Raw genomic sequence first — 15,021 nt, forward strand, 5'->3', positions numbered from 1 at the left:
TGGTAGAGTCGACACGACCCGACGTTGCCAGCCTGCGGCGCCCATCGGGCGCCGCGGCTTCCCGTTGACGATGACCGACGCGCTCCACCGCGCGCTGGCGCGGGGCGCGACCGTCGTCACGCCCAACCGCCGGCTCGCACGACACCTGATCGGCGCGTTCGATCGCGCGAACCGCGCGGCGGGCGCCCGTGCGTGGAGTTCCGCACGGGCGCTTCCCTGGCCCGCCTTCGTGCTCGACCTCGAACGCGAGGCGATGGCCTCCGGTGCGCTCGCCCCACGGGTGCGGCTGTCCGGGGTCGCGGTCGCCGAACTGTGGCGGCAGGTGCTCGAGGCCGACGGGATAGCGGCGCTCGACGTCGGCGGCCTCGCGAGCGCCGCTTCCGAGGCCTGGGAACTCGTCCATGCGTACGGCAACGGCGGCGAGAGCTGGCGCGCATGGGCGGGAGGCGCCGACGATCCCGCCGCGTTCGCGCGCTGGGCCGAGCGCTACCGTGAAGCGCTGGACGCGCGCCATGCCGTTGATGCCGCGACGGCCCCCGACCGCCTCTCCGGCGTGGATCAGGCGTTCCGCGGATGGCATGGGCGTGAGGTCGTGTTCGCGGGCTTCATCGAGCCCACGCCGCAGCAGCTCCGCCTCGCCGAGCGGCTGCGCGAACGCGGAGCGGTCGTGGCGTTTCGCGCGACCGTCGAGGCGGCCGAGGCCGGGATCCTGCGCGGCGCGTACGCGTCGACCACCGCCGAGCTGTGTGCGGCGCTCGCCTGGGCGCGGCGCATCGTCGAGGCGAGCCCGGACGCAAGGGTGGGCATCGTCGTGCCGGAACTCGCGGCGCGGCGCGCCGAAGTGCGGCTGCGTGCGATCGACGTCCTCGGGATGCCTGAAGACGAGACGCTCGCTGCCTGGAATCTGTCGCTCGGCGCGCCGCTGGCTGACGTGCCGCTGGTGGCCGCCGCGACCGACCTGATCGCGCTCGCGTGGGGAAGGCTTCCCGTGGGACGCGCAGCGGCGTGGCTCCGTTCCGCCTACCTGCCTGGAGCGTCGTCGCGGACCCTGCGAGGCCTTCGTGCGTCGATCGAGCGTTCGTGGCTCGAACGGGCGGTCGAGACCGTCGACCTGGACGCGGTCACGGCCGAACTGGCGCGGCGCAACGACCCGCTCGCAACGAGTCTCGTCGAGGTCGGCGAGCGAATGCGTACGACGCCGCGTGCCACGCGGCGGGGACTCGTCGACGCGTGGCGTGCCGTGCTCGAAGTCGCGGGCTGGCCGGGCGATCGCGCCCTGTCGAGCGCCGCGCATCAGGCGCGCGCCGCGCTCGATGAAGCGTTCGCGCAGTTCGCCGCGCTCGACGCGTTGTCCGCATCGCAGCGCGACGTCGCGCGGCTCGAGGGCGGCGCGGCGATCGCGGCGTTTACCGCCCAGGTGGCCGCCTCGCCGTTCCAGCCGGAGTCGGCGGACGCTCCGATCCAGATCCTGGGTCTCTACGAGGCGGTCGGCCTGCCGTTCGACGCGCTGTGGATCTCGGGCATGGACGACGAGACGCTGCCGCGCGCGATGCGTCCGCATCCGCTCATTCCCATCGCGTGGCAGCGCGATCGCGGCGCGCCGCGCAGCGACCCGGCCCGAGAACTCGCGTTCGCTCGCGCCCTCGCCGGCACGCTTCGACAGTCGGCGCCGACCGTGGTCGTGAGCCACGCGCGCAGGGTGGACGATCGCCCCGCGTTGCCGACCGATGTGTTTCCGCGCGGTGTTCCGGTGGATGCGCCGGTGCCACCGTTGCCCGCGCAGACGATGTTCGCGCGCCGGCCGCTGCTCGAACGCATGGTCGACGCGACCGCGCCGCCGCTCGCCTCCGATGAGCGGCTATCCCGCGGCTCGGGCCTCGTGACCGCGCAGAGCGATTGTCCGTTCCAGGCGCTCGCGGCCTGCCGCTGGCGTGCCGACCGCTGGCCGCAGGCGCAGGTCGGCCTCTCGCCGATGGAACGCGGCAACCTCATCCACGCCGCGCTCGCGGCGTTCTGGCGCGAAGTCCGCGATCACGCCGGACTCGTCGCGCTGCGATCGGCCGAGGCGAACTACCGCGACACCTTGCAGCGAGTCGCGAACGCAGCGCTGGGCGTGATCGACGCGACTCGATGGCGCAGACTGCCGCCTGCCGTGCGCGCGGGCGAGGCCGCTCGCCTCGAACGCACGATGGACGATTGGCTCGCGATCGAGACCGAACGCCCGCCGTTCGAGGTGCTCGACGTGGAGCACGAGACGAGCCTTGCGCTCGCGCCGCTGCGCATCGGCCTCCGGCTCGACCGCATCGACCGGCTCGCCGACGGCGGTGTCGCGATCCTCGACTACAAGTCCGGACGGGTGCCGTCGGCCGGGCGCTGGCAGGACGACCGGCCGAAGGCCGTGCAGATGGGCCTCTACACGCTCGCCTGGCGCGAGGCGCATCCGGACGATCGGGTGCGGGCCGCGGTGCTCGCCTGCCTGAAGCGCGGCGAGACGAAGGCGGTCGGACTGTACGCCGACGGCGCGGCACGCGTCGGCGCAGCGCCCAAGGCGAAGGGCAACGACGTGGTCGACTGGCCTCTGCTCGAAGCGCGCTGGGCTGCCGTGATGGGCGCGCTCGTGCGCTCGTTCGCGGACGGGGAGGCTCTCGTGTCGCCCCGCAAGGCGGCGCTCTGCCAGACCTGCGCGCGGCAGGCGCTGTGTCGGGTCGATGGGTTCGACGACGATGACGCCGATGACGGCGATGGCGTCGACAGCGGCGAGGAGGGGGCCGGATGAGCACGACGCACCCCGCAGCGCTCCTCGCCGACGACACTGCCGCACGCGCCGAAGCGCTCGACGTCCGGCGCTCGTTCGTCGTGCAGGCGCCGGCAGGCTCGGGCAAGACCGAACTCCTGATCCAGCGGCTGCTCGCGCTGCTCGCGGTCGCGAGGCGGCCCGAGGCCGTGCTGGCGATCACCTTCACCCGGAAAGCAGCGGGCGAGATGCGCGAGCGCGTCGTCCGTGCGCTCGTCGCCGCAGGAGACAGCGCGGAGGGTGCGAAGGACGAAACGGCGCTCGCGCCGCACGAGCGGACGACGCGCGCGCTGGCGCGTGCCGTACTCGCGCGCGACGCCGAACTGGGCTGGAACCTGATCCACCACCCGTCGCGCCTCGCGATCCAGACGATCGACGCGCTCGTGCAGGCGATCGCACGCCAGTCGCCGCTCGAGAGCGGTCTGCCGCCCGCGCCCCGGTTCACCGAGGAGCCGAAGGAGCGCTATCGCGCCGCGGCGCACGCGGCGATCGCGGCGGCGAGCGCGACCGACGAGCGCTGGCGGCTCCTCCTCGACCATCAGGACAACGATGCCGACGCGCTCGCCTCGCGCATCGTCGACTTGCTCGAGCGGCGCGAGGAGTGGCGCACCCTCGTCGCCGCCGGACCGGGCCGGGTCCGTGACGTCCTGGAAGCCACGCTCGCGCGCGAGGTAGGCGGAGAACTCGACACGCTGCGCGCGATCATCGGCGCGGCGCCGTTCGCGCGCGTGTCCGACATCGCGGCGGCATGCGAGCCACACCTCGACGCAAACGACGCCGACCTGCGCGACGCGCTGCTCGCGTGTGTCGAGAGAGGCGTGCCGCCGTTGGACATGGCGAATCTCGCGTGGTGGCAGGAGATCGCCGGATGGCTCTGCACCAAGGACGGCTCTGGGATGCGCAAGTCGGCATCCAGGATGCGGGGTGTCCCGGTGATCGGCAAGGGCGAGGGTGCCGACACTCGTCGTGCTCGCGCCCGTGCGGTCGAGGCGTGGCTCGAAGCGTTGCGCGAAACGCCGGGACTCGCCGATGCGATCCCGGCGATCGCGGCATTGCCGCCGGTCCGCTACGGCGACGAAGCGTGGTCCCGCATCGAGGCGATGCTGTCGCTGTTGCCGGAACTCGCGGCGCACCTCGAAGTCGAGTTCGCCCGTGCGCGCGAAGTCGACTTTCCCAAGGCGACGCTCTCGGCGCTCGCGGCGCTCGGCGAACGCGATGCGCCGGGAGACGCGCTCTTGCGCCTCGACCTTCGCGTCGATCACCTGCTCGTCGACGAGTTTCAGGACACCTCCTACGCGCACCTCGACCTGATCGGCAGGCTCGTCGCCGGGTGGTCGCCCGGCGATGGACGCACGCTCTTCGCGGTCGGCGACCCGATGCAGTCGATCTACCGGTTCCGCGGGGCCGAGGTCCGCGCGTTCGTCGAAGCGATGGCCGCAGGCACGATCGAAGGCGTGGCGGTCGAACGCCTGACGCTGCGGCGCAATTTCCGCTCGCAGGCCGGCCTCGTGTCGTGGGTCAACCGGCAATTCCCGTCGGTGCTGGGCGCGATCGACGAGCCCTGGCAGGGCCGCGTCGCCTTCGCGGAGTCGATCGCGACCAAACCGGCGGAGGAGGGCGCGGCCGTGACGGTCGACATCGCGGCCGACGACGCCGCCGAAGCGGAGGTCGTCCTGGCGCGAGTGCGCGAGGCGCGCGCGCGCGGCGGGTCCATCGCGATCCTCGCCCGCAACCGCGGCCACCTCGGGGCGCTGCTTCCGGCGCTGCGCGACGCCGGCATCGCGTACTCGGCGGTCGATCTCGACGTCCTCGCCGATCGTCCCGCGGTGCGCGACGTGGTGGCGCTCGCGCACGCGCTCTTGCAGCCGGACGACCGGCTCGCGTGGCTCGCGGTCCTGCGCGGGCCCTCGTGCGGCCTCACGCTCGCCGACCTGCACCTGATCGTCCAGGCCGCGGATGCCACGGCCGGGCGCTCGATCGAAGCGGCGCTGGACGTGCCGCCCGAGGGCCTGTCCACCGATGCACGGGCGCGCATCGCGCATGTCGTGCGCGCGCTCGCTGCCGCGCGGAATCGACATGGGCTCGCGCCGCTGGTCGAGCGGGTGCGCGAGGCGTGGATCGCGATCGGCGGGCCGGCGACGTTGTCCGAGGCGCTCGACCTCGTCGCGGTCGACGACGTGCTCGCGCTCCTCGCCGCGCACCAGCGCGCCGGCGACCTGCCGGATTGGAACGCGTTCATCGCGCACCTCGCCGAGACCAGGCTGTCGCCGCCGCCCGGCGACGACGACCGCGTGCAGGTGATGACGATGCACAAGGCGAAGGGCCTCGAGTTCGACACCGTCATCCTGCCCGGACTCGCCCGCGGCAAGACGCGCAACGACACGCCGTTCCTGCGCTGGCGCACCCGGCGCCACGGGCTGATGCTGGGCCTCGCGCGCTCGCGCGGCGGAGACGACGATGGTGTCTACGCCTACCTCGCGCGCCTCGCCGCGGGCGAAGGCGAGGCGGAACTCGCGCGTCTCGCGTACGTCGCGTGTACGCGCGCGAGACGAAGGCTCGCGCTCGTCGCGGTGTTGGGTGTCGACGCGGAAACGGGGGGCTGGGAGCGCCCGAGCCGCGCATCCTTCCTCGGGCGTTTCGACGCGACGATCGTGCATGAGGCGCCGCCGCCGACGCCCGGCGCGGTCGATGCGGGGCCGCCGGCCACCGCGCGGCCGGCGCCGTTCGAACGCCTGCCGTCCCTCTGGCGTGCGCACGCCGCGGTCGCGCCGCTCATGAGGACGTCGTCCGCGCGCACCGTCGAGACCGCGCTGCCGTTCGACTGGGCGCGGGAGCGCGCCCGGCGGTTGGGCGTCGTCGTGCACCAGGTGCTCGCGCGCGTGGCGGTCGAGGGACTCTCGCGTTTCGACGCGGCGCGGCTCGCCTCCGAGCGCGCGCGCCTCGAAACGGTCCTGATCGCGGAAGGAGCCCTGCCCGGCGAAGCGGCCGCGGAGGCCTCCGAGGCCCTCGCTACGGTCGCGACGACGCTCGCCGACCCGCGCGGGCGCTGGCTCTTCGACCCCGCGCACGAGGATTCGCGCAGCGAATGGGCGCTGACCGGGATCGACGAGGGCGAGATCGTGCACGTCGTGCTCGACCGCGCATTCATCGCGAAGGGCGAGCGCTGGATCGTCGACTTCAAGACCGGCACGCACGAGGGCGCGGACGCGGCCGAGTTCCTCGACGCGGAACTCGCGCGGTACCGCGGACAGCTCGAACGCTACGGGCGCATCGTCGCCACGCTCGATCCGGCGCACCGCGTGCGCCTCGCGCTCTATCATCCGCGCGTCCCGGGGGGCTGGCGGGAAGTCACGACCTGACCGGGCTGCGACCACCTCGTGCGGCCCGGGGAAGGTTCCTGCGCACCCGTGCAGCGACGCATCCGACGGGTGTCGTCCGCTGCCGCTATAATTCAACGTTTTGGCATCGCCACCGCGGCGTCGAGCCGCGGCGCGCTCCCCTCGATGCAGCTCCTCCGCGGCCTGCCCGAGGTCGCCGGCCGCAACGTCGCGCTGACCGTCGGGAACTTCGACGGTGTCCACCTCGGGCACCAGGCGATGCTCGCGCGTCTGGCCGAAGCCGCCGACGACCTCGCGCTCGTTCCCGCGGTGCTGACCTTCGATCCGCACCCGCGCGAGTTCTTCGCGAAGTCGTCCGCGCCGGCGCGTTTGTCGTCGCTGCGCGGCAAGATCGACGCGTTCCGCACCTTCGGCGTGCAGCAGGTCATCGTCGCGCGCTTCGACCGCTCGCTCGCGTCGCTCGAACCGGAGGCGTTCATCGACGAGGTGCTGGTGCGCCGGCTGGGGGCCCGATGGGTGCTGGTCGGCGCGGACTTCCGGTTCGGCCGCGGTCGCGCCGGCGACCTCGCGCTCCTGCGCCGGCACGCGCGGAGCTTCAGCGTCGAGGCGATGGGGACGGTGGAAATCGGCGGCGAGCGCGCGAGTTCGACCGCCGTGCGCGAGGCGCTTCGCACCGGCGACCTCGATCGCGCGTCGCATCTCCTCGGCCGGACCTACGCGATGGCCGGCCACGTCGCGCACGGCGCGAAGCTCGGCCGCACGCTCGGATTTCCGACGATCAACCTGCCGCTCAAGCGCAAGCCGCCGCTCGAGGGCATCTTCGCCGTGCGCGTGCTCGGCCTCGGCGCTCCGCGACGCGGCGTCGCGAGCCTCGGCGTGCGTCCGACGGTGACGGAAGGCGGCCGGCCGATGCTCGAGGTGTTCCTGTTCGATTTCGACCAGACGGTGTACGGCAGGCGCATCGTGGTCGAGTTCCTGCGCAAGCTGCGCGACGAGGCGCGCTTCCCCGACCTCGACTCGCTGACGCGCCAGATCCGCGCCGATGCGGACGCGGCGCGCGCCTATTTCGAAGCGACTCCCTGAGATGCCCGACGCGAAGAAACCGGACTGGAAGTCCACGCTCAACCTGCCCGACACGCCGTTCCCGATGCGCGGCGACCTCGCGAAGCGCGAGCCGGGATGGGTGCGCGAGTGGCAGGAGCGGGACGTCTACGGCGCGATCCGCAAGGCCTCGGCCGGACGACCACGCTTCGTCCTGCACGACGGGCCGCCGTACGCGAACGCGGCGATCCATATCGGGCACGCGGTCAACAAGATCCTCAAGGACGTCATCGTCAAGGGCCGCACGCTCGCGGGTTTCGACGCGCCCTACGTGCCGGGCTGGGACTGCCACGGCATGCCGATCGAGGTGCAGATCGAGAAGACCCACGGCAAGCACCTGCCGGTCGAGCGCACGCTCGAACTCTGCCGCGCGTACGCGACCGAGCAGATCGCGATCCAGAAGCGCGACTTCCAGCGCCTGGGCGTGCTGGGCGACTGGGACCGGCCGTACACGACGATGGCGTTCGCGAACGAAGCCGAGGAGATCCGCACGCTCGGCAGGCTCCTCGAGAAGGGCTTCCTGTACCGGGGCCTGAAACCGGTCAACTGGTGCTTCGACTGCGGCAGCGCGCTCGCCGAGGCCGAGGTCGAGTACGAGGACCGCCAGGACATCGCGATCGACGTCGCGTTCCCGCTGGTCGACGCGGCGGAGCGCGCGAAACTCGCGCGCGCGTTCGGCCTCGCGCGTGCGCCCGAGGGCCCGGTCTCCGCGGTGATCTGGACGACCACGCCGTGGACGATTCCCGCGAACCAGGCGCTGAACGCTCACCCGGACTTCAGCTACGCGCTGGTCGAGACCGACCGCGCGCACGTCGTCGTCGCCGCCGATCTGGCCGAGGCCTGCCTCGCGCGCTGGAAGCTCTCCGGGCGGACGATCGCGACCGCGAAAGGGAGCGCGCTCGAGCTCATCGCCTTCCGCCACCCGTTCTGCGATCGTGCCGCCCCGGTCTATCTCGGCGACTACGTGACGCTCGAGCAGGGCACCGGCATCGTTCACAGTTCACCCGCGTACGGCATGGACGACTTCCTGTCCTGCCGGCGCTACGGCATGACCGACGAGGGCATCGAGAACCCGGTACAGGGCGACGGCCGCTACGCCGCGTCACTGCCGTTCTTCGGCGGCCTGTCGATCTGGGACGCGAATCCGCGGATCGTCGACAAGCTGCGCGAAGTCGGGGCGCTGATGCACGCGGAGAAGTTCACCCACAGCTACATGCACTGCTGGCGCCACAAGACGCCGATCATCTACCGCGCGACCACGCAGTGGTTCGCGGGCATGGACGACGTGCCGGGCTACCGCGGCGCGAAGCCGGCCCGGACGCTGCGCGACCTCGCGCTCGAGGGGATCGAGCGCACGCGCTTCTACCCGTCCTGGGGCAAGGCGCGTCTGCACGGCATGATCGCGCACCGCCCCGACTGGACGCTCTCGCGGCAGCGCCAGTGGGGCGTGCCGCTGCCGTTCTTCGTCGACCGCGAGACCGACGAGCTGCATCCCGACACCGCCGCGCTCCTCGAACTCGCGGCGAAGATGGTCGCCGAGCGCGGCATCGCCGCGTGGTTCGAGGCGACGCACGAGACCTTCGGCGTCGACGAGAAGCGCTACCGCAAGCTCACCGACACGCTCGACGTGTGGTTCGATTCCGGCTCGACGCACCAGACGGTGATGGGCGGCCCGCAGGGGCGCGCGACCCATCACGGCTCGCATCCGGACGACACCGCGTTCCCGGCGGACCTCTACCTCGAAGGCTCGGACCAGCACCGCGGCTGGTTCCACTCGTCGCTGCTGGTGTCGTGCATGCTGAACGGCGTCCCGCCGTACAAGGCGCTCCTGACCCACGGTTTCGCGGTCGACGGCGAAGGCAAGAAGATGTCGAAGTCGAAGGGCAACGTCGTGGCGCCGCAGAAGGTGTCCGACACGCTCGGCGCCGACATCCTGCGGCTGTGGGTCGCCGCGACCGACTACTCGGGCGACCTCAACATCTCCGACGAGATCCTGAAGCGCAACGTCGAGAGCTACCGCCGCATCCGCAACACGCTGCGCTTCCTCGTCGCGAACACGTCCGACTTCGCGGCGGGCGACGCCGTGCCGTCGGGAGAGCTGTTCGAGATCGACCGCCACGCGCTCGCACGACTCGCAGCGCTCGTCGACGAGGTGGTCGCCGACTACGACCGCTACGAATTCCACCTCGTGGTCCAGAAGCTCACGACCTACTGCTCGGAGGACCTGGGCGGCTTCTACCTCGACGTGCTGAAGGATCGGCTGTACACGACACCGGCCGCGGGGCGGGCGCGCCGCTCGGCGCAGACCGCGCTCGCGTCGATCCGCGACACGCTCCTCGCGCTGCTCGCGCCGATCCTGTCGTTCACCTGCGAGGAAGCCTGGCGGATCGTGCATCCCGGCGATCCGACGCTCTTCGTCCGCACCTGGCGGGAACTCCGTCCGCAGGTGGCCGGCGGCGCCGAACTCCTCGCGAAATGGGAGTCGATCCTCGCCGTGCGTGCGGTCGTGCAGAAGGAGATCGAGGCGGTGCGCCAGTCCGGCCGGATCGGCAGTTCGCTGCAGGCCGAAGTGACGATCTCGGCGCCCGCGCCGGCGTACGCGGCCCTGGCCTCGCTCGGCGACGACCTGCGCTTCGTCACGATCACCTCGGCGGCGCGGGTCGAGGAGGGCGACGCGCTCGCAGTCGCGGTGAACCCGTCCGGCGGCGAGAAGTGCGAGCGCTGCTGGCACTATCGCGCCGACGTGGGCGACGATGCGGCGCATCCGTCGCTCTGCGGCCGCTGCGTCGCGAATCTCTTCGGCGCCGGCGAGCCTCGGAGGCACGTATGACCGCCTCGGTGAGGGTATCGACCCGCCGCTGGATCGTGCTCGCCGCGGCGATCGTGGTCATCGACCAGGTCACCAAGGCGGCGATCCAGTCGACGCTGCGGCCGGGCGAGATCATCCCGATCCTGCCGTTTCTGTCGATCGTGCTGGCGTTCAATACCGGCGCGGCGTTCAGTTTTCTCGCCGGCGGCGACGGCTGGCAGCGCTGGTTCTTCACCGTCGTCGCGGTCGCGGCGTCGATCTTCATCGTGTGGCTGCTGCGGCAGGGCGGCGGGCGGGTCTATTGCACCGGCCTCGCGCTGATCCTCGGCGGTGCGATCGGCAACCTCGTCGACCGCCTGCTGCTGGGCCATGTCGTCGACTTCATCCTCGTCCACTGGCGCGACTGGACCTATCCCGCGTTCAACGCCGCCGACAGCGCGATCACGGTGGGCGCGGTCCTCCTCATCGTCGACAGCTTCCGCCACCGGCGCGCCGATGCGCCGGCTGCGCCATGACCGCTCCCGCCGCCCCGCCCGAATCGCTCGATGTCGTGCTCGCGAACCCGCGCGGCTTCTGCGCGGGCGTCGACCGCGCGATCGCGATCGTCGAGCAGGCGATCGCGCAGCACGGGGCGCCGATCTACGTCCGCCACGAGGTCGTGCACAACCGCACCGTCGTCGAGGGCCTGAAGGCGAAGGGCGCGGTGTTCGTCGACGAACTCGATGCGGTGCCGCGCGGAGCGACCGTCGTGTTCTCGGCCCACGGCGTGTCGAAGGCGGTGCGGGCGGACGCCGAAGCGCGCGGACTCACGGTGTTCGACGCGACCTGTCCACTGGTGACCAAGGTCCACGTCGAGATCGCCAAGATGCACGGGCAGGGCCGCGAGATCGTGATGATCGGCCACCGCGGCCACCCGGAGGTCGAGGGCACGATGGGGCAACTCGACGGCGGCGTGCATCTGGTGGAATCGGTCGCCGATGTCGAGCGCCTCGTCGTGGCGGACCCCGAGCGGCTCGCCTACGTGACGCAGACGACGTTGTCGGTCGACGATGCGGCCGCGATCGTCGATGCGCTGAAGCGCCGCTTCCCGGCGATCACCGGTCCGCGCAAGGACGACATCTGCTACGCGACGCAGAACCGGCAGGACGCGGTGAAGGCGATGGCGCGCGCGGTCGACCTCGTCATCGTCGTCGGCAGCCCGAACAGCTCGAACTCGAACCGCCTGCGCGAGGTCGCGGCCAACCGCGGCGTGCACGCGTACATGATCGGCGACGCCTCCGAACTCGACCCGGCGTGGGTCGCGGGCCGCCGCCGAGTGGGCGTCACCGCCGGCGCATCGGCGCCCGAGGTGCTCGTCCGCGGCGTGATCGAACGCCTGCGCGAACTCGGCGCGCGGTCGGTCGCCGAACTCGGAGGAACGCTCGAGAACGTCGTCTTCGCGCTGCCCGCGGGTCTGCGCGGCGCGCACCTGTCGAAGCCCCCCGAGACCGGCGCGGACGCCGACGGGCGCGGTCGTTAGTTGCGTCGACGGTCGCGGACGGAGGTTCGGGTTCCGGTCGAGTCCCGGGACAGGGAAGCGGAGAGCGTCCGACTGAAGTCGGAGCTGCATGGAGGACGTGGCACCGCGGGGTCCTGGTGGGTCGGGCTTCAGCCCGACGGGGTTCGCGGCGCCGAAGCACGCTGCTGCTCGGCACGGAACCACAGCAGCAGCGCCGCGAACGTCGCGAGCGCGAGAATGCACGCCACCGCCGCGACGACGGCATGGCGGCCGGCCTCGGAGAGCGCGCGCACGAGCGCCTCGGCCACGTAGAACGGCAACAGCAGCGCGAGCACCTGGCGCGGTTTGCGCCGGCCCTGCGCGACGCCCGGCACGAGCAACACGAGCGGCAGCGCCTTCAGCGCGAGCCAGGCGGAGCCGGGGCGAAGCGGCGCCAGCACGCTCTCCCACAGGAGCGAGAGCGCGGCGAGCGCGATGAGCCCCGCGACGCATGCCCGAGCGTAGCGCCGCACCGGATCACTCGACCGGCACGAACTCGTGGATCTCGTACCCCGGACCGGTGTCGACGAGCTTGGTCAGCACGGCCGTGCCCGAGCCGCTGCCGCGCTTCAACGCGATCGCGTGCTCGATCTGGAATACGCCGGCGGGCCCGACGACCTGCGCGGGCACGCCGTCGGGATCGGTCTCGTCCGCGGGGAGCACGATCACCGGCACCGGGCTCGCGTTGGGCGCGCCTTCGGGCGTGGCGGCCGCCGCCTCCGCGTGATCGGCGAGCAGCTCGCAACCGAATTCGAGCGCGGTGCCCTTGAGCGTGTTGCGGAACCATCGGACCACCGCGAGTTGCAGCGAGAGCCGGCCTTCGACGCGCAGCGACACGATCTCGCCGATCCGCAACGACGCGGGCGTCGCGTCGGTCTGGCGCAGCGCGTAGCCCGCGGGCGTGTGGTTGATGACCTGGCAATGGGTCATCGGCGGAAGCCCGCCCGGCGCGGGCGGCGCCACGCCGGCGGGTCGGCCCCTGCTGTACTGCCACGCGCCCGAGAAGCCGACGCACATCACCACGCGAGCACGCGAGGGCAACCGGTTGAACTGGCGGGCGGGCGGGATCGCCCATTGGCGCAAGAGCCGCTGCAGCAGCGCGAGGTACGCCTGCCGGGACGACGCGTCGCGCCCGACGCCGTCGGGCAGCGCGCCACCGCCTTCCACCGCGCGGACTTCCTCCTGGAGCTGGAAGGCGAGATCGAAGGTGAGGAGGTAGAGGCGCGAGCCGTCCATCGCCCCGCCCTTGTTGGCCGAGAACGGCGGGAAGTCGTGGCCGGCGGGCACGATCGCGACCGACTTCGCGAGCCGATGGACCGGCGCGACGTCGGTGAGTTTGGCCCAGTGCGAATGGGTCTGGAGGTACGCGAGCACGGTGCCGAACTGGCCGGGGTGGAAACCGTAGGGATTCGCGAGCGCGAGCAGCAGCGCCTGCACGTAGATGCGCTCGGGCGTGGTTTCGGCCGCATCTCCCTGGATCGACGCGAGGTGGAGTCCGCGTTCGCGTGCGTAGCCGTAGACCGCGTGCGCGTCGAGCCAGGTGTGCGCGGGCACCGGCGAATACGACTGGTAGGACGCCGCGAGCACCCGCGCGAAGCACTGCAGGCAGCGGTGGACGAGCGCGGTCGCGAGCCGCGAGCCGCCGAGCGAGAGGCGCTTGCGCGCTTCGCCGGCGAGCAGGTGCTTGTACGCCGTCGACAGCTCCTGCGCGAGGGTGAGGGCGGCCTTCGCGGCTTCGAGCGGCGCGCCGGTCAGCGGATGGGCCGCCTGCAGCACCGCGCGCTCGAGCTTCGGCCACAACTGCAAGGCGGCCGCCCAGTACGCCTCGGCGAGTTCCATGCGCCGGGCGTCGCTCATCACGACGCGGTTGGTCGCCGCGAGCGCGTCGCCGATCCGTTGCGCCGCTGCCACGGGGTCGCGCTTCCCCGTGTCCGCGAGCCAGGCGGAGACGCGCGCGAGGCGCGTTTCCGGCGGGTGGGCCGGGTGCGCGTCGAGCTTGGGGAGCGTCAGGGTGAGCGTCATGGGCACCGGATTGTAAGCCCGGCTCCGGTCGGGGCGGGTTACCCGAGAACGGGCGGTCAGGCGCGCTCGGGGGGATGCCAGGGGAGGTAGTGCGGCGCCGGTCCGTGGAGGAACGCCTCGAGTTCCTCGCGGCGGGTCATCGCGTCGGCATAGCCCAGGTCGAGCATCGCGCGGACGAACTGCGGATCGAACAGGAGGTACGAGGTGAGGTTCGCTCCGGTGCCCTCGGTGCTGCCCAGGCCGCGCATGAGGCGCGTCACTCCGCCGGGGAGGCGGTGGGCGTGCGTCAGGGCCGCCTCGCCCAGGTCGCGCGAGGGCGAGAGCACGAACGCATCGACGTGGCCGAGCGCGATGCCGCGGGAAGCGAGCACGTCGGGAGGAACCGCGCTCGCCACCCGGTTCAATTGCGTCAGGCGCTCGAGGTCCGCGCCGAGGTTGTCGAGGAAGATCGTCGACAGCGCGTGGCCCACCGTCTGGGCGAACGACGGATACGCGTGCGGATCGGCAGGCGCGACGCGCTGCCCGGCGAACTGCCCGACGGCGAGCACGAGGAGCCGCCGCGCACCGAGATGCAGCGCGGGCGACAGCGGCGTCAACTGCCGCACCGATCCGTCCATGTACCAGTCGCCGCCGACCTCGGTGGCCGGAAACACGAACGGGATCGCGGTCGACGCGAGCAGGTGTTCGACGCCGAGGCGGTCGCGGCGACCCTCGCGGCGCGTGCGCCGCCATGGCGCGATCGTCTGCGCGCCCGCGAAGAACGAGACCGCGAACCCGGTCGAGTACGAGGTCGCGTTGACCGCGACCGCGCGCAGGACGCCTTCCGCGATCTGGTGGTCGATGCGAGCGAAATCGATCGCCCCGCCGAGCAGTTGCGCGAGCGGCGCGTTGTCGAGCATCGATGCCGCTTCCGCCGGCCCGGGCTTGCCGGTGAGCACGCCGGCGAGCCAGCGCATGCCGTGGCGGGAGAGCGAAGCGAGATCGGTGCGGTAGACGTCGTCGGCGTGGATACGCCGCCACCAGCGCGCGAGGCGCGCCACACCGAGACGGAAGTCGTCCGCGTGGACCGCGAGCGTCACTGCGTTGATCGCGCCCGCGGAGGTACCGCAGAGCACCGAGAACGGCAGCGGCGAGCCGCGCGGCGCGAGTTCGGCCAGCGCGCGCAGCGCGCCGACCTGGTAGGCGGCGCGTGCGCCCCCGCCGGAGAGAACGAGTGCGCTGGACATTCCGGTATCCATCCTGCCTACCGGGAATGACAACGTACGGTACAAACTGGCATAAGTCTTGCGTTCTTGACGCGATGGTAGCCCCCGGCAGCCTGTCTGGGGCAATTCCAGGCGGCATCGCCCAGCATGGTTTTCCTGTCTTCCGCGCCGGACGCGCGGGCTCCCGGCCAATCGGACGGCGCAGTTGATGCGAC

9 protein-coding genes are annotated in these 15,021 nt (G+C 72.1%); 6 read left to right on the top strand and 3 right to left on the bottom strand.

Annotated elements, in window-relative coordinates; all coding sequences use genetic code 11:
• The first annotated feature begins 70 nt into the window (after positions 1-70).
• The 6 genes from HS109_04010 to ispH all read left to right on the top strand — a co-directional run bounded on the left by HS109_04010 (position 71) and on the right by ispH (position 11,561).
• Positions 71-2,776, top strand: coding sequence for a PD-(D/E)XK nuclease family protein (locus tag HS109_04010; GenBank protein MBE7521532.1), 2,706 nt, complete (start codon positions 71-73; stop codon positions 2,774-2,776).
• Complete coding sequence (locus HS109_04015) at positions 2,773-6,153, top strand: UvrD-helicase domain-containing protein (protein ID MBE7521533.1); 3,381 nt, start codon at positions 2,773-2,775, stop codon at positions 6,151-6,153. The genes HS109_04010 and HS109_04015 overlap by 4 nt, the downstream gene beginning before the upstream one ends.
• Positions 6,154-6,297: 144 nt before the next feature.
• Positions 6,298-7,215 carry a bifunctional riboflavin kinase/FAD synthetase gene (locus HS109_04020; GenBank protein MBE7521534.1) on the top strand — a complete coding sequence of 306 codons (918 nt, stop codon included), beginning with the start codon at positions 6,298-6,300 and terminating at the stop codon, positions 7,213-7,215.
• Positions 7,175-10,063: an isoleucine--tRNA ligase gene (gene ileS / locus HS109_04025; protein ID MBE7521535.1), complete on the top strand. Its 2,889-nt coding sequence runs from the start codon at positions 7,175-7,177 to the stop codon at positions 10,061-10,063. Before HS109_04020 ends, ileS begins: the two co-directional genes overlap by 41 nt.
• A complete protein-coding gene (locus HS109_04030; protein MBE7521536.1) occupies positions 10,060-10,557 on the top strand; it encodes a lipoprotein signal peptidase in 498 nt (165 codons plus the stop codon). Before ileS ends, HS109_04030 begins: the two co-directional genes overlap by 4 nt.
• Entirely contained in the window at positions 10,554-11,561 is a 1,008-nt protein-coding gene (gene ispH / locus HS109_04035) for a 4-hydroxy-3-methylbut-2-enyl diphosphate reductase (GenBank protein MBE7521537.1), read from the top strand. The genes HS109_04030 and ispH overlap by 4 nt, the downstream gene beginning before the upstream one ends.
• Before the next feature lie 128 nt (positions 11,562-11,689).
• Here ispH and HS109_04040 read toward each other — a convergent pair whose 3' ends face one another.
• The 3 genes from HS109_04040 to HS109_04050 are packed head-to-tail and all read right to left on the bottom strand — an operon-like array spanning position 11,690 to position 14,827.
• Positions 11,690-12,052 (bottom strand): DUF2069 domain-containing protein, encoded by a 363-nt coding sequence (locus HS109_04040; protein ID MBE7521538.1) that lies wholly within the window; start codon positions 12,050-12,052, stop codon positions 11,690-11,692.
• A 4-nt stretch (positions 12,053-12,056) separates the two neighbouring features.
• The gene (locus HS109_04045; GenBank protein MBE7521539.1) at positions 12,057-13,601 is read right to left on the bottom strand and encodes a hypothetical protein; all 1,545 of its coding nucleotides are present in this window, start codon (positions 13,599-13,601) and stop codon (positions 12,057-12,059) included.
• 56 nt (positions 13,602-13,657) lie between these two features.
• The gene (locus HS109_04050) at positions 13,658-14,827 is read right to left on the bottom strand and encodes a patatin-like phospholipase family protein (protein MBE7521540.1); all 1,170 of its coding nucleotides are present in this window, start codon (positions 14,825-14,827) and stop codon (positions 13,658-13,660) included.
• Positions 14,828-15,021: the final 194 nt, after the last annotated feature.

This window comes from Burkholderiales bacterium (genome assembly GCA_015075645.1).
Taxonomy (GTDB): domain Bacteria; phylum Pseudomonadota; class Gammaproteobacteria; order Burkholderiales; family Casimicrobiaceae; genus VBCG01.